Raw genomic sequence first — 21,425 nt, 5'->3', positions numbered from 1 at the left:
GCGCCCTTTTCCAAAGTTTATAACGAATTCTGCGGCCAGACACAGAGCGGGGCAAACCTCGCCGGGATGACTGGAACCGCAGGCCTCGGGGATCCCTACATATGTCGATTTTGACTGACCCGCCGAAAGAGAGTTTTCGGCCGTCGATGCTTATCAACGATACCCGCTATCGATCACTGACGTTTCAGGCGATTGCGGCGATCGTGCTTGCCCTCTGCATCTGGTATCTGGGCAACAACCTCATCCAAAACCTGCGCGAAGCCGGATTGAACATCTCTTATGGGTTCCTCGGGGACCCGGCCGGGTATGACATCAACCAGCGGCTTGTCGACTACGACAGCCAGTCCTCGCATGCCAAAGCGGCCCTGGTCGGGCTGCTGAACACCCTGCTGGTGTCGTTTCTGGCCTGTGTCACCGCGACTGTGTTCGGCGTGATTGCCGGCGTGCTGCGCCTGTCGAACAACTGGCTCGTGTCGAAGGTCATGGCCGTTTACGTCGAGATCTTTCGCAACATCCCGGTGCTGATCTGGATCATCATCATCTTTACGATCATGACCGCCGTGTTGCCGGGGCCGCGGGCCTTCCGGGGCGATAATGCGACGCACAGCATGCTGTTTGACGCCTTCGCCTTCACCAACCGGGGGATCTATATTCCGGCGCCCTTCTTCGAACGGGGCCTGTTTGCCAGCACCAGCCTGAACTGGCTGTTGGTGATTGCCGTGCTGGCGGGGTCGGCTGTTGCCGCGCGCAAGATCAATGCCTGGGCGACTGCAAAACAGGAAGCGACCGGGCTGCGTCCCAATACCCTTCCGATGATCCTCGGGGTCTGGATCGTTCCCTTTGCCCTGCTGATGCTGATCATGGGGCTGACCTGGGAATTCCCGGTTCTGAAAGGGTTCAATTTCGGGGGCGGGATCAAGATCGGCGGGCCGCTTATCGCGCTGTGGTTTGCGCTGTCGATCTATACCGGGGCCTTTATCGCGGAGAACGTCCGCGCGGGCATCCAGGCGATTTCCAAAGGCCAGACCGAGGCGGCCGCTGCGCTGGGTCTGCGTCAGGGGCGGATCATGAACCTCGTGATCCTGCCGCAGGCCTTGCGGGTCATCATCCCGCCGTTGATTTCGCAATATCTCAACATCACCAAGAACTCGTCGCTGGCGATCGCCGTGGGCTATGCGGATATCACCGCCACGCTGGGCGGCATCACGCTGAACCAGACCGGCCGCGCGATCGAATGTGTGCTTCTGCTGATGCTCTTCTATCTCACCGCATCCCTGCTGATTTCGATGGGGATGAACCTCTACAACGCATCGGTCAAGTTGAAGGAGCGCTGAGATATGAGTGATCAAACCAACACTGGTATCGCGTTTGTCGCAACCGAAATGATCCCCGAGTCGCCGCCGCCGGCGCGCGAAACCGGGATCGTGAAATGGCTGCGCGAGAACCTATTCTCCAATGCCGTCAACTCGGTTCTGACATTGGTGACACTCTGGGCGATCTACCTCGTCCTGAGCGCAACCCTGCCGTGGATCTTCAACGGCGTCTGGACGACGACCTCTCTGAACGAGTGCCGCGAGGTGCTGCAGGGCGAGGTCGGGGCCTGTTTCTCGGTGCTGACGGAGCGCTGGAACCAGCTGCTCTACGGGTTCAAATATCCGACGGATGCCTATTGGCGCCCGAACCTGGCGCTTGTGCTGCTGCTGATCGCGATGGCGCCGGTGCTGTTCTTTGACCTGCCGCGCAAGATGCTGGCCTTTACCGCCATCTATCCCTTTCTGGCCTTCTGGCTGATCTGGGGCGGTACGGTCCTGGCACCGATCGTGGCCTTCCTGGGCTTTGGCGCTGCGGCCTATGTGTTCCAGCGTCTGGGGCGTGGCAGTTTTGCTGCCGGGTTCTTTGGCGCCATTCTGGCCGCCTTTGCGGTCTGGTTCGTCGGCGGTCTGCTGATCCCGGAAGGGGCGTCGGAAAATGCCTTGCTGTCGCCTGTGCCCTCGCGGGATCTGGGCGGGTTCATGCTGAACCTGATGCTCGGGGTCACCTGTGTGTCGCTGTCGCTGCCGCTGGGGATTGCCCTGGCGCTGGGGCGGCAGTCGGACATGCCGCTGATCAAGTGGATCTGCGTGGTCTTCATCGAATTCGTCCGCGGTGTGCCCTTGATCACCCTGCTGTTCGTGGCGTCGGTGATGCTGTCCTACTTCTTCCCGCCGGAGAGCACGGTGGACCTGTTCCTTCGGGTGGTGATCATGATCACCATGTTCTCCTCGGCCTATATCGCCGAGGTGATCCGGGGCGGGCTCGCTGCCTTGCCAAAGGGGCAGTATGAGGCGGCCGACAGTCTGGGATTGGATTATCCGCAGGCGATGCGCATGATCATCCTGCCGCAGGCGCTGAAGATCTCCATCCCGGGGATCGTGAACGTGGCCGTGGGACTGTTCAAGGATACCACCCTGGTGTCGGTCATCTCGATGTTCGACCTCGTGGGCATGATCCGGGGGCCGATCCTGGCATCCACCGAATGGAACGGGGTCTACTGGGAGCTTCTCGGCGCCGCCGCCTGTCTTTTCTTCGTCGTCTGTTACGGCATTTCTCAATACTCGCAGTGGCTGGAGCGTCGTCTCGCCACCGATCACCGCTAAGGGGTTCACTCAATGTCTGAACTTGCACTCGACCGCGAAATCGACCGCTCCAAGATGAAAGTCTCGGATGAGGTCGCCATCCAGATCACCGATATGAACAAGTGGTACGGGTCCTTCCACGTGCTGCGCGATATCAATCTGACGGTGAACCAGGGCGAACGTATCGTCATCGCGGGGCCTTCGGGCTCCGGCAAATCCACCCTGATCCGCTGCCTCAATGCGCTCGAAGAGCATCAGGCGGGCAAGATTCTGGTGGATGGCACGGAATTGTCGAATGATCTCAAGAACATAGACAAGATCCGCTCCGAGGTTGGCATGGTGTTCCAGCACTTCAACCTGTTCCCGCATCTGACCATTCTGGAAAACTGCACGCTGGCCCCGATCTGGGTGCGCAAGACGCCCAAGAAAGAAGCCGAAGAGCGCGCGATGCATTTCCTGGAGAAGGTGAAGATCCCCGAGCAGGCCGACAAATACCCCGGCCAGCTGTCCGGTGGTCAGCAGCAGCGGGTGGCGATCGCACGAAGCTTGTGCATGATGCCGCGGATCATGCTGTTTGACGAGCCGACCTCGGCGCTGGATCCGGAGATGATCAAGGAGGTGCTCGACACCATGATCGAGCTGGCCGAAGAAGGCATGACCATGCTCTGCGTGACGCACGAGATGGGCTTTGCCCGTCAGGTGGCGAACCGGGTGATCTTTATGGATGCCGGTCAGATCGTGGAGCAGAACGAGCCGGAAGAGTTCTTCAACAACCCGCAGAGCGAACGCACCAAACTGTTCCTCAGCCAGATCCTGGGTCACTGAGACCTGTTGTCAAATTGAGAAAAGGCCGGGCAATGCCCGGCCTTTTCGCTTTTATATAGGGTGTGAGGGGGCGCTGCCCCCTTTCGAGCCCTGCGGGCCCGACCCCCGAGATATTTTCAAAAAGCTGAAGGCAGAGCGGGATCGCGCCGCGTCAGCGGCGCGCCCGGCCCAACGGGCGATATCGCATTTCAATGCGATGGAGACGGGCGGGAGTGCCCCCGCCCGCCTGTTGTGGGTTTATTGGCCCAGGTGCATCACGATTTCAGGTTGATCGAAAAAGGCGTTGAGCCGTTCTTCTGCGGCCTGAAAACCGTAGGTCTTGTAGAAACCGCGTGCCTGGTGGTTAGCGGTAAACACGCAGAGTTCCAGTTCCGTGCGGCTGTGCAGCGCGTGATCCAGCAGCGCGCGGCCGTAGCCCTTGCCCTGATGCGCGGGCAGCACAAAAAGGCCGCCGACCTCATTGCCGAGGAGGGCGACAAAGCCCACGGGCGTGCCATCAACGTCAATCATCCAGGTTTCGGCGAGATCCAGAAACTGGTCACGGATCATGGCTTCGGCCTGAGCAACCAGGGCTTCGCTCAGGAAGGGATGCGCGATGGCGTTGGCCTCGCGCCAGATGTGGAGGACCGTCGGCTTGTCCGACGGAGAATAGGGTCTGATCATGGTCAGGAATATCCCGTAGAGGGCCGCCTTTCAGCGGCAGATTTGATGGATGGATTGCGCAAGTCAAAAGCGGCGGCTCGGGCGGCCGCCTTTGCGTTTTGTATCTTGCGGCACTGGCGCCCATGCGCCGGCATCAACGGGACATCAAATCTCCTGTGTCGGTAGGAGGGGGGTAGCGCAGTGTCTGTCGATGTGCAAGTAGACCCTCCTCCCTTTGCCGAGGTTCACTCCCCCAGCAGTTCGCGCGGGACCACGAAGTCGATCACCTTGCCGCTGGCAGGCTGCATCTCGGCCCAATGCGCAATGTCGAACTCGACCATCAGCGTGGCGCCGGTCGGGTAGTCGTCAAAGCGCGAGTGGGGCGGGGGGTGTTTCACGATCTCATGGGCAAACTCCATCAGCCCGGGGTTGTGCCCGAGCAGCAGCACTTGCGGCTGCGTCGCCTCGCGCAACACATCATAGAGGATCTCTGGCGTGGCGTGATACAGGCGTTCGGTAAAGGTCGCCGGGGCGGTCAGCTCCATCAACTCGTAGGTTTCGCGGGTGCGTTGCGCCGAGGAGGACAGAACCTGGGCCGGCTGCAGCGCCTGGTCGCGCAGCCAGTTCCCCAAGGCACCCGCAGAGCGGCGGCCGCGTTTGTTGAGCGGGCGGGCGTGATCGCTTGGGGCGTCGGTATTCCAGGCGGATTTGGCGTGGCGGGTGAGAAACAGGGTACAGGTCATGGGTGGTGAAAATACCTCATGTGGTGGGCAGTCTGCGCAGGCGGGCGCCCGGCACCGTCACTGAGCGGGCAGGCCCGGCGCGCGATACAGCCCGATGCCATGCACTCCGTTCCCTGCGGTGTGTCCAGGTGATCGTGACAGGCTGCCAGTTTGTAGGGGCCGCCGTCAACCAGTGCGTGTACCGGGCAGGCGGAAAGACAGGGGCGATCCGCGCAGTCCACGCAGGGGGATGTTGTGCGCGCAGGCGCGGGGATGTCGAGTATCTTATCAAAATGCAGTGCTCCGCGGTAGGAAATCAGCATGCCGACCTCATCATGCACCAGCATCTGCGACGGGGATGTGAAAGCGCGCCCCGAGGCCAGTGCCCAGGCCACAAACGGGGTATAGGGCGGGCCGCCAAAGGGATAATACGCCACCGCGTGATAGCAATCTGCCAGAGCCCCGATGGTCCGACACGAATAGCGATCAACCGGATCGGGCGTGCGGTTCTGGCCCTCTGGCGCGGCGGTGAGGCAGGTCCAGAAGTCTGGTGCGGTACCGATCAGGATCAGCGTGCCCGTCTCCAGCTGGGGCACAGGCACACGGTGCGGGTGAACGCCGCCATAGATCATCAGGCCCAGAGGGCGCAGGTCGCTGGCAAGCTGCTCATAGATCCGCTTTGAACCGATCGGGGTCGGGGTCGGGGGCGGGGTGGGAAGCGTCATGCCCCCAGAGAAGCGGCGAACCGCGCGCCGGGCAAGCCCGCAGGCGACATTCGACAGGCCGCTGCGGACGCTCCCAGGCGAATCAGTCGCGGATCATCGAGCCCGCGCCGTGGTCGGTGAACAGTTCCAGCAACACCGCGTTGGGCACGCGGCCATCGACGATGGTACAGGCGCGGACGCCGCCGCGCACGGCGGCCAGCGCCGTCTCGGTCTTGGGGATCATGCCGCCGGCGATTACGCCCGCGGCGGTCATCGCCTCGACATCGGTGGCCTTGAGTTCGGTAACCACCACGCCCTCGGCATTCTTGACACCCGCCACATCGGTCAGCAGCAACAGCCGGTCGGCCTTGAGCGCGGCGGCGACGGCACCGGCGGCGTTGTCGCCGTTGATGTTGAACGTCTCGCCCGCGCGGCCCGCACCGATGGGGGCGATCACGGGGATGAATTCCTTTTCAAAGAGGTTCCGCAACATGTCGGCGTTGACCTCGGACGGGGTGCCAACAAAGCCAAGGGCCGGGTCGGTCATCTCGCAGGTGATGAGGTTGGCGTCCTTGCCCGAGAGGCCAATCCCCTTGCCGCCCTGGGCGTTGATCGCCTGCACGATGCGTTTGTTGACCATGCCGGACAGCACCATCTCCACCACTTCCATGGTGGCGGTGTCGGTCACACGCTTGCCGTTCACGAACTCGGATTGGATCTGCAATTTGTCGAGCAGCGAGTTGATCATCGGACCGCCGCCATGCACGATCACCGGGTTTACCCCCACCTGACGCAAGAGCACCACATCGCGGGCAAAGCTTTCCATGCCCTCGTCGCTGCCCATGGCGTGACCGCCGAGCTTGATGACCACGATGGCGTCGTCATAGCGCTGCAGATAGGGCAGGGCGCTCGAGAGGGTTTCGGCAGTGGCAATCCAGTCGCGGTTCATGTCTCTGGTCTTCATCGCTGTCAGGTCCTGAGGCGGCCCGGGGCGCGGGCGCGGGGTGTCACAAGGGTGTTACGCATTTCCGCTGCCGCTGCCAAGGGAGGATCTGGGCCGGGGGCTCCGCGTCCCATTGCAGATGCCGTTGCCGGTGCTACTGTTGCGGGTGCAGCATCAGCCCGCGAGAGGACATTCCATGCGTCGCAAAACCCTGCTTCTGACCGGCGCCAGCCGGGGCATTGGCCATGCCACCGTGCGCCGGTTCAATGCCGAGGGCTGGCGGGTGATCACCTGTTCGCGCCAGCCGTTCCCCAAGGAATGCCCCTGGGGTGGGGGCGAGGAAAACCATGTGCAGCTGGATCTGTCGGACCCTTCGGACACCATCAACGCGGTTGGCGTCATTCAGGAACGGCTGGAGGATGGCAAGCTGGATGCGTTGGTGAACAACGCCGGGATTTCGCCCAAGGGACCCGATGGCGAACGCCTGAGCACGCTCAACACCGATTTGATGGACTGGGCCAAGGTGTTTCACGTCAACTTCTTTGCCTCCGTTGTGCTGGCGCGCGGCCTGCGGGAGGAACTGGCGGCCGCCAAGGGGGCAGTGGTCAATGTGACCTCGATTGCGGGCAGCCGGGTGCATCCTTTTGCGGGCGCGGCCTATGCGACCTCCAAGGCGGCGCTGGCGGCGCTGACGCGCGAGATGGCGCATGACTTCGGGCCGATGGGCGTGCGGGTCAATGCGATTGCGCCGGGCGAGGTGGAGACCTCGATCCTCAGCCCCGGTACCGACAAGATCGTGGAAAAACTGCCGCTGCGCAGATTGGGCCAGCCCTCTGAGGTGGCGGATGCGATCTATTTCCTGTGCTCCGAACAGAGCAGCTATATTTCCGGCACCGAGATCGAGGTGAACGGCGCGCAACACGTCTGAACGGGGCGGGATTGGCCCGGCCTTGCGCGCAAAGCCGGGCCGAGGGTCAGCTGACCACGCGTTTGAGGCGGGGCAGGTTCGACAGGATCAACACATCCAGTGCCAGCACTGCCAGCAGCGTCAGACCCACCAGCGGGAAGGCCAATGAGGCAAAGAGCCCGATCAGCACCGCGCCTTTCCAGAACGGCAGATCCTGCGGCACTGGCGGCGCGGCAAGACGTCCTGCGCGCGAGGGGCGCCGCTTGAGCCACATCACCACGCCTGACACACAGACGAAGATCACCGAGAGGCAGAACACCGTGTTCAGCACGATGTTCCAAAGCCCCATGTCGCCCTCGTGAAAGGCAATGCCCACCGCCATAGACTTCCCGGCCAGCGAGTAGTCGGAGAATTTCACATCGGCGAGGATCTTGCCGGTGAACTGATCGACATGGACGGTGCGGTCGCACGTCGGGCAGGCGCTGTCGTTGCTCATGCTGTCCTGGTTGATCGTGTAGACGCCAGTGTCATTGCCGGGAAACACAATGCGAAAACGGCCCTCGTAGCCCAGCGTGCGCGCCAGCGCGTAGATGCTGTCACCGTTGACAGTATTGCCTTCGGGCAGGCCCGTGATCCCGGCGTCAGAGCCGGATTCGGGCATCGGGGTCTGCTCCAGCGCCCAGGGCGTGTCCTTCATGGCGCCATGGTTCATGTGGTCTGCGTGGGTGCTGTCCGAGAGCGGCACGGCCTCCCATTTCTGCGCCGGGAAGGTGGACCAGGCCTGCACAAAACGCTCGCCCCAGATCCCGGCCCAGGACAGGCCGGACACCAGAAACACCACCAAAATGAGCGAGATATAGACGCCGATCACCGCATGAAGGCTCTTCCACAGGGCGCGGCCCTTGGCGCGCAGGCGCGGCACGAAGGCAGAGGTCCAGTCGCCACGGGGCCACCACAGATAAAGCCCGGTGAGCACCAGAACGATGGCGAGACCTGCGGCGATCTCGATGAGGCGATCACCGGTGTCGCCGATCAGCAATGTGCCGTGAATGTCAGAGAGGAAGTCATACCAGCCCGCGCGGCGGTCCCATGTCTCCACAACCTCGGCGGTGTAGGGATCAACGGCGACCATGCGCATGCCGCCCTCGGTGGCGACACGCACCACGGCGGCGCGATCTGCGGCCTTGGGGCCGATCCATTCAACACGCGTTGCGCCGGGAATGGCGTCCACGGCCGCTTGGGTCTGGACCTCGATGGGCTGCACGGTCTCGCCGACAGGCACGGCGACATACTCGCCGTCACGCCCATCGAAGACCGAGATATACATCATGCCGAGTCCGGTGAGCGCCAGCATGATGAGAAATGGAATGACGTAGAGGCCCGCATAGAAATGCCAGCGCCATGCGGCGAAATAGAATTTTTGCGACAGGTTCGGGGTGGCGGGACGGCTATCCGCGCCAGCGGTTTGGCTGAGTGCCATTGTGGGAGTTCTCCATACCAGTAAAGCCGCGACAAAGCGCGGTGAAATCAGGGTGATTTTGCGAAGGATCAGGAGAGAGCGGGCGGGCCGCGGGCATCATAGCGCCAGTGAAACCCGGCGCTGTGGTGGGTGAAGGGGGCGCGGAACCACAGGTCCCGCTCCGGCCCCATCAGGGGCAGGGGCAATTGCGTGGGCGTATGGGCCGCCAGCTGTGGCTGGGCGGCGAGGGGACAATTGCGGCTGGCGCTTTCGTCCTCCTCGTGGGCGGGCGCGTCATCGCCAAGCTCGACCCACATCTCTTGCGGCCCGTCGCCGGTACAGAGCACCAGCAGCACCTTGCCCCCTTGGGCGGTCACAGGCATCCAGCCCGCCGGGATCAACCCGGCGATCAGGATGGCCAGCAGGCCCAGATATGGCACAAGGCGGCGCAGGGTCTTAGTCCAGATGCGCGATGATGGAGCGCAGGGTGGCGATGCCGTCACCTTTTTCCGACGAGGTCAGCACGATCTCGGGATAGGCGGCGGGATGTTTGGAGAGCGCGTCGCGCACCTGATCGAGGATCTTGGCGCGGTCTTTCTCCTTCACCTTGTCGGCCTTGGTCATCACCACCTGAAAGGTCACGGCAGAGGTATCCAGCAGCTTCATGATCTCCTCGTCGACCTTTTTGACACCGTGGCGGGTGTCGATCAGCACAAAGGCGCGGCGCAGGGTCTGGCGACCGGAGAGATACTGTTTCAGCAGGCGCTGCCATTTCTCCACCACCGCCAGCGGCGCATTTGCGTAGCCATAGCCGGGCAGGTCAACGAGATAGAGCTCGGGCCCCTGGGTGAAGAAGTTGATCTCCTGCGTGCGCCCCGGCGTGTTTGAGGCGCGCGCCAGCCCCTTGGTGCCCGTGAGCGCGTTGATCAGCGAGGATTTCCCCACGTTCGAACGCCCGGCAAAGCAGACCTCGATCCGATCCGCGGGGGGCAGGCCGGACATGGCGACCACACCCTTCAGGAACTCGGACTGGCCGGCAAAGAGCTTGCGCCCGGTTTCTGCGGCGATCTCGTCGGGGGCTTCGGCGAGGGGGAAGGGAAGCTGCATCACAGAACCTCTAGGCTGTCGGAGAGCGCGATGTCGCCACCGCTCAGGACCTTGGCGCGGATGCCAAAATCGGTGTGGCCCCAATGCGCGCGCAGCGCCTTCAGCGTGTTGGCATCGCGTTCGCCGCTTTCGGGGTTGGTCTCGGTGGCGCGGCAGCGAGTGATGCGATCCACCACTTCCAGCCGGGTGGAGCCGATTTTCAGCTCCCGTCCCACCCAGTCGAATTCTTCAAAGGGGGCGGTGCCGTCGATCCAGAGATTGCCACGGAAACGGCGCGGGTCGAGGTCTTGTTCCAAGGCATCACCCAGCGCCTTCAGCGAGGTCAGCGACAGGATCGAGACGGCAGAGAAATCCGCATCCGCCATGCCGCCCGCAGGGGCCTTGATCAGGCTGTGGGGCTGGGGGCGTTCGGCCGGGTAGATCGGCAACAGCCAGTCCAGAAGCCGCGCACCATCGGTGGCCGGATCAAGGGTGATCTCGCCCTGTTTGGGGTGGCGCAGCGTGATCTGATCGCCGTTGCACTCGGAGGTGATCGCCATCAGCTCGGGGCCGAAACAGCCACGGGCAAAGTTCCGGCAGGGCTGCCACGCGCCGGTATCCTCGGAGGTGCCGGTCAGCACCGCCCAGGCCCGATCCAAAGGCATAGGCCCGCCTGTTTCCAAGCGGACCTCTGTCAGTGGTTCGGCCCCGATCCCCTTGATCGGGTGCCGCCACATCTGCCTGACAGTTGCTGTCATTTCTTTTCGGCCTTCTCGGCTTTGTCCTTGCGCTTGAAGCTCGACCTGATGTTGCCGAAGACGTCCGGCGTGTAGCCGTGCGAGCGCATGATGAGGTATTGCTGGGTAAAGGTGATCACGTTGTTGGTGATCCAGTAGACCACGAGGCCCGAGGCAAAACCACCCAGCATGAACATGAATACCCATGGCATCCAGGCAAAGATCATCGCCTGGGTTTCATCCGTGGGTGCCGGGTTCAGTTTCTGCTGTACCCACATGGAAACCCCGAGCAGGATTGGCAGGATGCCGATGAAGACCAGCGCCAGGATCGAATCCGGTGTCGGCGCGCCCCATGGCAGCAGGCCAAAGAGGTTGTAGAGCGAGGTCGGATCGGGTGCGGAGAGATCCTGGAACGGGCCAAAGAAGGCCGAATGGCGCAGCTCCAGCGTCACGAAGATCACCTTGTAGAGCGAGAAGAAGATCGGGATCTGGATCAGGATCGGCAGACAGCCCGCGGCCGGGTTGACCTTCTCGCGCTTGTAAAGCTCCATCATCTCCTTTTGCATCTTCTGACGGTCATCACCGGCGCGTTCGCGCAGTTTTTCCATCTCGGGCTGCAGTTCCTTCATCCGCGCCATGGAGGCGTAGGATTTATAGGCCAGCGGGAAGACGAGGATCTTCAGCAGGAAGGTTAGCGCGATGATCGCGACACCCATGTTGCCGATCGCGGCATTGAGCCAGTGCAGCACGGCAAAGATCGGCTTGGTGAAGAAGAAGAACCAGCCCCAGTCGATCGAGTCGAGGAAGCCTTCGATGCCACCACGTTCGTATTCGCGGATGGTGGCCCATTCCTTGGCACCGGCAAAGAGTTGGGTGCTGGCGGCGGTGCTCTCGCCTGCCGCAAGCGTCACGGTCGGCAGCACCACGTCGGTCTGGTAGATGTCGCGGCGTTCGTCATATTTCGCGATCGCGCGGAAGGCGTCGCCCGGCGCGGGGATCAGGGTCGACATCCAGTAGTGGCCGGTGAAGCCGATCCAGCCATTTTCGGTGACCGGGGTGACTTGCGCACGCGAGCCGTCGCGCGGATCGGGGTCGAAATCGGTCATGTCGTCATAGTCGATCTCGGCCAGCTCTCCGTCGGCCATGCCAACCACGCCTTCGTGCAGGACAAAGAAGTTCTCGAGGTTCGAAGGTTCGCCGTGGCGGGCCAAGGTGCCGTAGGGCGCGAGTGCGACGGTGTCGCCGGAGGTATTGGTGACCGACTGGGTGATCGAGAACATGTAGTCCTCGTCGATGGCGATCTCGCGCGAGAAGGTGAGGCCGTTGCCGTTGTCCCAGGTGAGGGTCACCGGGGTTTCGGGCGTCAGCGTCGCGCCCTCCTCGGCCTGCCAGCGGGTGTTGGCGGTGGGGACGTCCTCGATGCCGAGGCCGGTGCCGGGGGCCCAGCCATAAAGCGCGTAATAGGCATTGGCCTGACCGGCGGGGGACAGGAGCGTCACGATGGGCGAATCGTCGTCCAGGGTTTCGCGGTAGTCCTTGAGGCGCAGATCGTCGATGCGCCCGCCGGTGAGGGAGATGGAGCCCTCGACCCGCGGGGTGTTGATCGTCAGGCGCGGGGTGTCTTCGACGGTCTCGGGTTCGGCGGCGGCCGCGTCGACCTCGCCGGTGGCCGCACCGGCACTGGGCGCGGCCGCAGGGGCAGAGGTGTCACCCGGTGTCGGCGTGGTCTCGGTGACTTGGGTGGCGGGCTGCGGGGCCTCCTCCGGGGGCGGGAAGAAGAAATACCAGCCGAGGATCACCAGGAAACTCAAAGCGGTTGCGAGCAGTAGATTCTTGTTCTGATCGTCCATCTGGACAGCCACCTCATGCATGCAAAGACAGGGTGTGGTTCAACAGAGGTCGGTCCGGAAGGTCAAGGGAAATCCGGGCAGCCAGCGCATCACTGGCGGCGGAAATCCCAAAAAACACAGGGAATCAGAGAACAGAAGCGGCTGTGGCCGGGGTCAATGGCGCTGACGACCGATCAGCGGCGCATCCTGCAGCTTGGCCTCGTGGGTGACCACCCAGTCGAGGGTCTGGTCGAAGGGCATGGGGCGGCCAATGCCAAACCCCTGCACGTGATCGCAGCCCAATTGCGCCAGCAGCGCATGTTCGCCCACGGTCTCCACCCCCTCGGCAAGGGTTTGCAGCTCCAGCCGTTCCGCCATGGTGAGGATGGCGGCAATGAGCTTTTGCTGTTCCGGGTCGTGATCCGATTTGGTCACGAAGGAGCGGTCGATCTTGATCCGGGAGACACGGAAACGGCGCACCGAGGCGATCGAGGCGTGACCGGTGCCAAAATCATCGAGATCGATATGGCAGCCCAGTTCGCCCAGAGCCTTGATGTTGCGGGCCACAACCTCGTCGGGCTGGTCGGTCATCACCGTTTCCAGCACCTCGATCGTCAGCCGCTCGGGGCGCAGGCCAAAGCGATCCAGCTCCCAGCGGATCCGGTTGACCAGCGCCGGGTCGCGCAGCTCATCGGTGGCGAAGTTGACGCCCACCGACGGCACATTGAGCCCCGCCGCGTCCCAGGCCTTGATCGCGGTCAGCGCCTGCTGAACCATCTGCTGGCTGAGTTTTTGCAGCAACCCGGCCTGTTCCAGGGCCGGCAGGAAGGAGGAGGGCGGGATCATGCCCTTGACCGGGTGGCACCAGCGCGCCAGGGCTTCAAACCCGGAGACCCGGCCGGTATCGGTGCTGATCTGCGGTTGGAACCAGGCCTGGATCATGCCGTTTTCAAGCGCCATGGCCGCGTCTTCCAGCAGGTTGTCGGTCCGGTTCAGGTGCACATGGGTGTCGTTGGAGAAGGCCCGGATGCTGGAGGGGCCGACGCTGATCGCCTCGTCCAGGGCTGCAACGGCGCATTCGATCCAGCCGTTGGCAGCACCCTTGGGGGCGCGGTGGCGTTGGCAGATGCCGATCGAGCAGGACACGAACAGCGAGGTGCCATCCACGGCCACAGGCTCTTCCACCGCGACCTGGAGACGGCCGGCAAGCTGGATGCACAGCTCCAGATCCAGTTGCATGACCGGGGCCAGGCAAATGGCAAAGCGGTTGCGTCCCAAACGCGCGACGGTATCGCGGTGGCGCAGCGTCGCGGTGATGCGTTCGCCGATCCGCTGCATCACGATGTCACCGGCGTCCTGGCCATGCGCGGCAATCAGGTCGTCGTGGTCGTCGATCTCCAGCACCAGCAGCGCCGATTTCAGGCCGCTGTCCTCGGTGCGGTGATAGATGGATTTCACCCGCGCCTGGAACCCGTCGGCCAGAATCATCCCGGTCAGGGCGTCCCGTCCGGGGGCGGGGGTCTTGTCCCGCATGAGGCTGCCCAGTACGGCAAACATCAGCGGCAACCCGAGGGCGGCCACCAGCAGCGCGGTTTCGCCGCCGAACCAGAAGGCCCCCAGCGTCAGCGCAGGCAGAAAGGCGAGCATTGGCGGGCCAAACACCACTTGCGAGAACCCGTCTCTGACCCGCTGTAGGAGACGTGAATTCGGTAGTTTCATAGCTGTAAGACCTTTCGACTTCGCCGGTGGTGCCTGCTCAGACTAGATCTTGGGTCTGACCGGAGAGTTAACGCGGATGTGAGTTTCCACCGGTTTCGCGTCCGGCAACCGGTTTTTTCGGGTCCATCCGCTGCGCGCGGCGTGAATTCGGATCGGAATGTGTCAGCCGGTGGGCAGCAGGGTGGCCGGCCCGGCCGCGGGGCGGATTGATTCCCCCGGGCCGGCCGCGAGACAGGCGCGCTGATGCGCCTTTTGGCGTTTTTCGACATGGCGCGCGCGGGGCGCGTGGCTTTCAATGCCGATCCGGAGGCCCTGATCCGACACCACGGGCGCCAACGGTCCGTTTCCCGCAACAGCAGGTGCGAGAAAGGCTTCCCGCCGCCAGCCGTTTGCCGTATTCACCCGGCCATGACCAATGACCTAGATGACATCCACCCGATCTTTCAGGGTGCGCCACAGACGACGGAATTCCGCAAACTGCGCAAGCGGATCATACGGTCCGTGCGCGAAGCGGTTGAGCAATACGGCATGGTGGACCGCAGCGATGCCCGCTGGCTGGTGTGCCTGTCCGGCGGCAAGGATTCCTATACGCTGCTGGCCGTGCTCATCGAGCTGAAGTGGCGCGGGCTGCTGCCGGTGGACCTGCTGGCCTGCAACCTCGATCAGGGGCAGCCGGGCTTTCCGGCGACGGTGCTGCCGGAGTTCCTGGAGAAAGTGGGCGTGCCGCATCGGATCGAGTATCAGGACACCTATTCGATCGTCATGGACAAGGTGCCGCAGGGCCGCACCTATTGCGCGCTTTGCTCGCGGCTGCGGCGCGGCAACCTCTATCGCATCGCCCGCGAGGAAGGCTGCTCGGCGGTTGTTCTGGGTCATCACCGCGACGACATCCTCGAAACCTTCTTTATGAATCTCTTCCACGGCGGCCGGCTGGCGACCATGCCGCCCAAGCTGGTCAACGAGGAGGGCGACCTGTTTGTCCTGCGCCCGCTGGCCCATGTGGCCGAGGCCGATTGCGAGAAATTCGCCCGCGCCATGAACTACCCGATCATCCCCTGTGATCTCTGCGGCAGTCAGGACGGGTTGCAGCGCCAGCAGGTCAAGCAGATCCTGGATGGCTGGGAAAAGAACAGCCCCGGTCGCCGCCAGGTGATGTTCAAGGCGCTGACCAATATTCGCCCGTCGCATATGATGGACCCGAAGCTCTGGGACTTTGCCGGGCTTGCGCTCCAGGAGGGGGCGGCGCTGTCGCAGCCGGCCACCGCCGCCGCAGAGCCGGAGGAGATCCCGGATCTGACACCGCCGCACGGCGTGGACGTGTAGATCGCGCGGCCTTGGGTCGCGGGACCGATACCGGCGGACACGCGGAGGCGTAGTGCTGATCCGGTCACGGGCGCCGCTCTCAGCCCCTTGAAAAATAAGGGTATATTCCGGGGCGCCATCTTTGCGCTCCGGATTGGTTGCTGCGCCGGGATGTGCCTGTCAGCGGCCCGCGCGAGGTCGGGGGTGACGGTCCGTTCGGTGATAGCAGGATTTTCAAACCGGCCTTCGAATGCTAAATTTGGCGTATGAGTGATCTTGATCCCCGTGTCTTTCCGCCTGCCAGAACCCGCACCCATGAGGTCTGCGGTCCGGGGGCCTATACCTTTGCCTTTGCGCTTGCGGCGCGGCTGGGCGGGCATTGCATGTGGGTGCGCGGCGGATGGGATTCGACCGAGATCAACCCCAATGGCTTTGCCGATTTCATCGCGCCCGAGGACCTGACGGTCTGCCGCACCAAGGACCAGTTGCAGACCCTGGCCGTCGCCGAAGAGGCGCTGCGTGCAGGGGCGGTCTCGCTGGTTGTGATGACGTTGAACAAACCCCTGGGGCTGACCGAAGGGCGGCGGTTGCAGCTTGCGGCGCGGGATGGGCGCGCCACCGGGCTGGCCCTGATCCCGGAGGGGATGGGCAGCAATGCCGCCGAAACCCGCTGGCGCTGCACTCCGGTGTTTGATCCCGGGGACTCGACTCTGCAACGATGGGAGATTATCAAGAACAAATCGGGAACATTGGGTGTCTGGCATGTTCGATGGGATGCAGCGTCGCGTCGTTTCATTATGGTTTCCCCGGCTGGCGAGTGACCGGGTTCTGCGGGGCTGTTCGTTTGAGGGCCCCTTTGCCCTCACCCTCAAGCAAAGCAATGCCAATCGCCTCTATTGCCTGAATGCCGCTGCGGAGGCGCAGGGGTTGCATCGGGGCATGTCCCATTCCGATGCCCGGGCCTTTTGCCCGGATCTGAAAACCGCCGCCGCGGTCCCGCCGGAGGATCAGCGATTCCTGCATGCGCTGTGCCGCTGGGCCAAGCGGTATTGCCCCTGGGTCGGGCTGGAGGGCCAGGACGGTCTGGTGCTGGATGTCAGCGGTTCTGCGCATCTTTTGGGGGGCGAGGCGCAGATGCTGCGGGATATGCGCGCACGGTTGCTGCGGGCGGGGCTGACGGTGCGGGCGGGGGTGGCGGATACGCGCGGCGCGGCCTGGGCGCTGGCGCATCACGACGAGGGGATCGCCACCCCCGGAGAGATGCTGCCGGCGTTGCGGACCCTGCCGGTGGCGGCCCTGCGGCTGGATGCGGGCATCGCAACGGCGCTGGCGCGGCTGGGGCTGCGCACGATCGGCGATCTTGCCGATGCGCCGCGCGCGCCGCTGACCCGGCGGTTCGGGCCCGAGGTGCTGATGCGGCTGGATCAGGCGCTGGGGCAGCAGCCCGAAGAGATCACGCCGCAGGCGGATCCGCCCCACTACGGCGTGCGCCTGACCTTGCCCGAGCCCATCGGCCTTGTCGATGATGTGCGGGCCGGGGTGCAGCGGCTGCTGACCCAGCTTTGTGCCAAGCTGAAGGCGCAGCAGGCGGGGGCGCGCAAGCTCTGTGTCACGTTGCGCCGGGTCGATCAGGATCACCAGCAGGTGGAACTGCGCCTGGCCCGCCCGTTGCGTGACGCGCAGCGCATCCTGCCCCTGTTCGAGCGCGGGCTGGCGGAGGTGGATGCGGGCTTTGGCATCGATCAGCTGCGGCTGGAGGCGACGCAGGTCGAAGCGCTGCCGGCCGAGCAGGTCACCCATGTCGGCTCCGGGCAGACAGGGCAGCTGGAGGATCTTGTCACCCGCATCGGCACCCGGATCGGGTTGGAGAATATTCAACGGTTCCTGCCTGCCGACAGCCATATCCCGGAGCGCAGCTTTATCGTGGCGCCAGCCGCCTATTCGGACCCGGCGGGGGGCTGGTCCCGGCTCACCCCGCGCCCGCTGTGCCTGTTTCCCCCCGAACCCATCGCAGGGCAGGGGCCGGAGCCACCCGCGCGTTTTCGCTGGCGGCGGATGTCGCTGACCACGGGGCGTGCCACGGGGCCCGAACGCATCGCCCCGGAATGGTGGCTGGAGGATGACAACTGGCGGTCGGGCCTGCGCGACTACTGGCAGGTGGAGACCGTGCAGGGGCGGCGGCTCTGGCTGTTCTACACGCCGCAGAACCCCGGATGGTTTGTACAGGGAGAGTTCGCATGACCAAGACCGACCGCACGCCTCCGCCCGCCGCAGCACGGCACGGGGATCGTCCGGCTGCGCCCACGCCTCCCACGACCCCGACTCCGGCGCTGATGCCGGGGCAGGGCTATGCTGAATTGTGCACCACCAGCAATTTCACCTTTCTGACCGGGGCCTCGCATCCGGAAGAGCTGGTCCTGCGCGCCGCCGAACTGGGCCTCTCGGCCATTGCCATCACGGACCGGAATTCCCTGGCCGGCGTGGTGCGGGCGTGGAGCGCGTTGAAAGAGCTGAAACGGGAGGCCGGCACCGCTGTGGAAATCCGCTCCCAGCACCGTGTCGACCCCTCTTCCCGGCAGAAAAAGGGACCGGCCGACCTGCTGGCGGCGCCTGTGGCCGCAACGCCGCTGCCAAAGCTGATCGTGGGGTGCCGGCTGGTTCTGCGCGACAGCGCGGTGGACTGGGTTGCGCTGCCCCGGGACCGGGCGGCCTACCAGCGCCTGACCCGGTTGCTGACCCTGGGCAAGCGCCGTGCGGACAAGGGAGATTGCGAACTTTATGCCAGGGACCTGCATGCGGCCTGCAAGGGGATGATCCTGATCGCCTTGCCGCCGCAGCGGGTGCAGGACGCGGTGCCGGATATTCAGCACATGCGGCGGCATTTTCCCAATCACGTGTTCCTGGGGGCCGCGCCCCGGTATGACGGCAGCGACCAGGCCTATCTGGCTGCCTGTTCCACGGTTGCGCAAAAGGCCTGTGCGCCGATGGTGGCGGTGGGGGATGTGCTGATGCACAGGGCCAGTCGCCGGCAATTGGCCGATGTGCTGACCTGCATGCGCGAACATATCACCATTGACGAGATCGGCACCCGCGCCCTGCCCAACGGGGAACGCCGCCTGAAGGGCGAGGCGGATATGGCGCGGCTGTTTCGCAATCATCTGGGCGCGGTGCGCCGCAGCCTGGAGATCGCGGCGCGGTGCAGCTTTGACCTGGGGGAGCTGTCTTATGACTATCCGCATGAAGAGGCCGGTGGCGAAACCCCGCACGCCCGACTGGAGCGGCTGGTACGCGACGGGCTGGTGCGGCGCTATCCCGGGGGCGCGCCGGACCGGGCGATCCGGTTGATGGAAAAGGAACTGGCCGTGGTCCGGGAACTGAACTTTCCGGCCTATTTCCTGACGGTACATGACATCGTGCAATTCGCCCGGTCACGCGGGATCCTGTGTCAGGGGCGCGGCTCGGCCGCCAATTCCATTCTGTGCTACCTGCTGGGCATCACCGATGTCAGCCCCGACATGATCGCCATGGTCTTTGAACGGTTCGTGTCCAAGCATCGCGGGGAGCCGCCGGATATCGATGTCGATTTCGAGCACGAGCGGCGCGAAGAGGTGATCCAGTGGATCTACGAGAAATATGGCCGGGAGCGGGCGGGGCTGTGTGCCACCGTGATCCATTTCCGCACCCGCGCGGCGATCCGCGAGGTGGGCAAGGTGATGGGCCTGTCGCAGGATGTCACCGCCGGGCTGTCCAGTCAGATCTGGGGCATGAGCAACGGCGGCGTCGATCCGGACCGCATCCGCGAGCTGGGTCTTGATCCGCAGGACCGCCGGCTGATGCAGACCCTGCGGCTGATTGGCGAGATCATCGGCTTTCCCCGCCATCTCTCGCAGCATGTGGGGGGCTTTGTCATCACGCGCGGGCGGTTGGACGAGCTTGCCCCCATCGAGAATGCGGCGATGGAAGATCGCACGGTAATCTGCTGGGACAAGGATGACATCGACGCGCTGGGCATCCTCAAGGTGGATGTGCTGGGGCTGGGGATGCTCAGCTGCATTCAAAAGGCATTTGCCCTGATGCAGCAGCACGAGCATGTCACACAGAGTATCGCCTCGGTTCCGCAGGAGGACCCGGCCACGTATGAGATGTTGTGCCGGGCGGATGCGGTGGGGGTCTTTCAGGTGGAAAGCCGGGCGCAGATGAATTTCCTGCCCCGGATGCAGCCCCGCGAATTCTACGATCTGGTGATCGAGGTGGCGATCGTGCGCCCCGGTCCCATTCAGGGCGACATGGTGCAGCCCTACATCCGGCGGCGCAACGGGCTGGAACAGCCCGATCCCTTTGGGCCGGCGCTGGAGGAGGTGACACGGCGCACCCTGGGAGTGCCGCTCTTTCAGGAGCAGGCGCTGCAGATCGCGGTGGTCGGCGCGGGGTTCTCGGCCGAGGAGGCCGATTATCTGCGCCGGTCGCTGGCGTCGTTCCGGCGCATGGGCACCATCGGTCTGTATCGGGACAAGTTCATCGCGGGCATGCTGGCAAACGGCTATCCCCAGGAGGTGGCCGAACGCTGTTTCGGCCAGATCGAGGGGTTCGCCGATTACGGGTTTCCTGAAAGCCATGCGGCGGCCTTTGCCATGCTGGCCTATGTGTCGGCCTGGCTGAAATGTCATCATCCCGCCATCTTTGCCTGTGCCCTGCTGAACTCCCAGCCCATGGGGTTTTATGCCCCGGCCCAGATCGTGCGGGACGCCCGCGAGCATGGCGTGGAGATCCGCCCGATCTGCGTGAACCACTCCGCATGGGACAACACGCTGGAACGCCGCCCCGATGGCGCCCTGGCCCTGCGGCTGGGATTTCGCCAGATCAAGGGCTTCAAGCAGGAAGAGGCGGATTGGATCGTGGCGGCACGCGGCAATGGCTATACCACGCCGGAGGCCCTGTGGCTGCGGGCGGGGCTGCGCCCGGATGTGCTGACGCGGCTGGCCGAAGCGGATGCGTTTTGCAGCATGGATCTGACCCGCCGCGATGCGCTGTGGCAGGTCAAGGCGATCCGCAGCAAGACCTCCTTGCCGCTGTTTGACGACCCGATCGACGGGGAGGTGGTCCGGGAACCGTCCGTCGCCCTGCCCAGCATGCATCTGGGGGAGGAAGTGGTCGAGGATTATGTCTCCACCCGCCTGTCGCTGCGCGCCCATCCGATGGAGCTGTTGCGGCCCGGCATGACCGGCCTCACCCCGCATAATGCGCTTGTGGATCGGCCTCTGGGACAATGCACGGTGTGCGGGCTGGTCATCACCCGCCAGCGCCCCGGCACCGCATCGGGGGTGATCTTTCTGACGCTTGAGGATGAAACAGGGGTCAGCAATGTGGTGGTCTGGCCCAAGGTCTATGAGCAGTTCCGGCGTATTGTCATGGGCGGGCGGCTGTTGCAGGTGCGCGGGACGGTGCAGCGCGAAGGCATTGTCGTGCATGTGATCGCGCAGGATATTCGCGACCTGTCCCACAAGCTCTATGATCTGGGGCATCCCATGCCGGAGGCTCTCAGCACCGAGGGGCCCCGGGCCGATGACACGCCCAAGCAATCCCGCTATCCCGCCCGCGCCATGCATCCGCGCGATCAGGCCAAGAAGCTCTTTCCAAGCCGCGATTTCCACTAGCGGGACCATGCATCCGGTGTTTGAAAACCAGCTCCGGAGCTTTAGCGGCGCGCGGTTGCGCGGCAGGTCGCAGGTGACGCGCATGTATTGCCGCCTGGATGCGCCGAACGTGATCCCCTGGGCCCTGCCGGAACTGGACTTCGAGGGGCTGCGCGCGGATCTGGTCCGCGAAGGGATGATTGACGGCGCAAACTGGACCTCACCGGATGTCGCCGAGATCGCGGCGGATCTGGCGCGATATGGCGAGGTCTACGATTTGGCGCATCCCTTCTGAGGGCGCT

Annotated in this window: 19 protein-coding genes; 9 read left to right on the top strand and 10 right to left on the bottom strand. The window is 64.0% G+C overall.

Features of this window, described 5'->3' with window-relative positions; genetic code table 11:
- Window positions 1–101 precede the first annotated feature (101 nt).
- Genes ACXAF5_RS16580 through ACXAF5_RS16570 form a run of 3 tightly spaced genes read left to right on the top strand, consistent with a single transcriptional unit; the run spans window position 102 to window position 3,440 of the window.
- Window positions 102–1,334 (top strand): amino acid ABC transporter permease, encoded by a 1,233-nt coding sequence (locus ACXAF5_RS16580; RefSeq protein WP_239366132.1) that lies wholly within the window; start codon window positions 102–104, stop codon window positions 1,332–1,334.
- 3 nt (window positions 1,335–1,337) lie between these two features.
- Complete coding sequence (locus ACXAF5_RS16575) at window positions 1,338–2,636, top strand: amino acid ABC transporter permease (protein WP_474947443.1); 1,299 nt, start codon at window positions 1,338–1,340, stop codon at window positions 2,634–2,636.
- 12 nt (window positions 2,637–2,648) lie between these two features.
- Window positions 2,649–3,440 (top strand): amino acid ABC transporter ATP-binding protein, encoded by a 792-nt coding sequence (locus tag ACXAF5_RS16570; protein ID WP_305037631.1) that lies wholly within the window; start codon window positions 2,649–2,651, stop codon window positions 3,438–3,440.
- A gap of 237 nt (window positions 3,441–3,677) precedes the next feature.
- On the opposite strand, the gene ACXAF5_RS16565 is transcribed toward ACXAF5_RS16570, so the two are convergent.
- From ACXAF5_RS16565 to argB, 4 genes are all read right to left on the bottom strand, one after another.
- On the bottom strand, window positions 3,678–4,103 hold the full coding sequence (locus ACXAF5_RS16565; protein WP_474947442.1) for a GNAT family N-acetyltransferase: 426 nt from the start codon (window positions 4,101–4,103) through the stop codon (window positions 3,678–3,680).
- A gap of 224 nt (window positions 4,104–4,327) precedes the next feature.
- Window positions 4,328–4,825 carry a SixA phosphatase family protein gene (locus tag ACXAF5_RS16560; protein ID WP_474947441.1) on the bottom strand — a complete coding sequence of 166 codons (498 nt, stop codon included), beginning with the start codon at window positions 4,823–4,825 and terminating at the stop codon, window positions 4,328–4,330.
- A complete protein-coding gene (locus ACXAF5_RS16555) occupies window positions 4,822–5,529 on the bottom strand; it encodes a ferredoxin (RefSeq protein ID WP_474947440.1) in 708 nt (235 codons plus the stop codon). The genes ACXAF5_RS16560 and ACXAF5_RS16555 overlap by 4 nt, the downstream gene beginning before the upstream one ends.
- Window positions 5,530–5,611: 82 nt before the next feature.
- Complete coding sequence (argB, locus tag ACXAF5_RS16550; protein WP_474947439.1) at window positions 5,612–6,472, bottom strand: acetylglutamate kinase; 861 nt, start codon at window positions 6,470–6,472, stop codon at window positions 5,612–5,614.
- 175 nt (window positions 6,473–6,647) lie between these two features.
- Between argB and ACXAF5_RS16545 the strand changes: the two genes are divergently transcribed.
- Entirely contained in the window at window positions 6,648–7,379 is a 732-nt protein-coding gene (locus tag ACXAF5_RS16545) for an SDR family NAD(P)-dependent oxidoreductase (protein ID WP_239323261.1), read from the top strand.
- 46 nt (window positions 7,380–7,425) lie between these two features.
- Here the strand turns inward: ACXAF5_RS16545 and ACXAF5_RS16540 are convergent, their stop codons facing one another.
- The 6 genes from ACXAF5_RS16540 to ACXAF5_RS16515 all read right to left on the bottom strand — a co-directional run bounded on the left by ACXAF5_RS16540 (window position 7,426) and on the right by ACXAF5_RS16515 (window position 14,188).
- Entirely contained in the window at window positions 7,426–8,838 is a 1,413-nt protein-coding gene (locus ACXAF5_RS16540; RefSeq protein ID WP_474947438.1) for a PepSY-associated TM helix domain-containing protein, read from the bottom strand.
- Between the two features lie 68 nt (window positions 8,839–8,906).
- Window positions 8,907–9,257, bottom strand: coding sequence for a DUF2946 family protein (locus ACXAF5_RS16535; RefSeq protein ID WP_474947437.1), 351 nt, complete (start codon window positions 9,255–9,257; stop codon window positions 8,907–8,909).
- A gap of 16 nt (window positions 9,258–9,273) precedes the next feature.
- On the bottom strand, window positions 9,274–9,924 hold the full coding sequence (yihA, locus tag ACXAF5_RS16530) for a ribosome biogenesis GTP-binding protein YihA/YsxC (RefSeq protein WP_474947436.1): 651 nt from the start codon (window positions 9,922–9,924) through the stop codon (window positions 9,274–9,276).
- A complete protein-coding gene (locus tag ACXAF5_RS16525; protein WP_474947435.1) occupies window positions 9,924–10,661 on the bottom strand; it encodes an MOSC domain-containing protein in 738 nt (245 codons plus the stop codon). Before ACXAF5_RS16525 ends, yihA begins: the two co-directional genes overlap by 1 nt.
- Window positions 10,658–12,490 carry a membrane protein insertase YidC gene (gene yidC / locus ACXAF5_RS16520; RefSeq protein WP_474947434.1) on the bottom strand — a complete coding sequence of 611 codons (1,833 nt, stop codon included), beginning with the start codon at window positions 12,488–12,490 and terminating at the stop codon, window positions 10,658–10,660. The genes ACXAF5_RS16525 and yidC overlap by 4 nt, the downstream gene beginning before the upstream one ends.
- A 153-nt stretch (window positions 12,491–12,643) precedes the next feature.
- Window positions 12,644–14,188: a putative bifunctional diguanylate cyclase/phosphodiesterase gene (locus tag ACXAF5_RS16515; RefSeq protein WP_474947433.1), complete on the bottom strand. Its 1,545-nt coding sequence runs from the start codon at window positions 14,186–14,188 to the stop codon at window positions 12,644–12,646.
- Window positions 14,189–14,596: 408 nt separating this feature from the next.
- Here ACXAF5_RS16515 and ttcA point away from each other — a divergent pair, with 408 nt between their 5' ends.
- The 5 genes from ttcA (at window position 14,597) to ACXAF5_RS16490 (ending at window position 21,418) form a co-directional block, all read left to right on the top strand.
- A complete protein-coding gene (ttcA, locus tag ACXAF5_RS16510; protein ID WP_474947432.1) occupies window positions 14,597–15,511 on the top strand; it encodes a tRNA 2-thiocytidine(32) synthetase TtcA in 915 nt (304 codons plus the stop codon).
- Between the two features lie 245 nt (window positions 15,512–15,756).
- Window positions 15,757–16,311 carry an ImuA family protein gene (locus ACXAF5_RS16505; RefSeq protein ID WP_474947431.1) on the top strand — a complete coding sequence of 185 codons (555 nt, stop codon included), beginning with the start codon at window positions 15,757–15,759 and terminating at the stop codon, window positions 16,309–16,311.
- The gene (locus ACXAF5_RS16500; RefSeq protein ID WP_474947430.1) at window positions 16,253–17,731 is read left to right on the top strand and encodes a Y-family DNA polymerase; all 1,479 of its coding nucleotides are present in this window, start codon (window positions 16,253–16,255) and stop codon (window positions 17,729–17,731) included. Before ACXAF5_RS16505 ends, ACXAF5_RS16500 begins: the two co-directional genes overlap by 59 nt.
- 92 nt (window positions 17,732–17,823) lie before the next feature.
- Window positions 17,824–21,144 (top strand): error-prone DNA polymerase, encoded by a 3,321-nt coding sequence (locus tag ACXAF5_RS16495; protein WP_474947847.1) that lies wholly within the window; start codon window positions 17,824–17,826, stop codon window positions 21,142–21,144.
- Between the two features lie 82 nt (window positions 21,145–21,226).
- Entirely contained in the window at window positions 21,227–21,418 is a 192-nt protein-coding gene (locus tag ACXAF5_RS16490; protein ID WP_474947429.1) for a hypothetical protein, read from the top strand.
- The last annotated feature ends 7 nt before the right edge of the window (window positions 21,419–21,425 follow it).

Source organism: Epibacterium sp. ABV4_022, assembly GCF_056159345.1.
The sequence above is the reverse complement of the archived record's forward strand: the minus strand, read 5'-3'. Positions and strand labels throughout refer to the sequence as shown.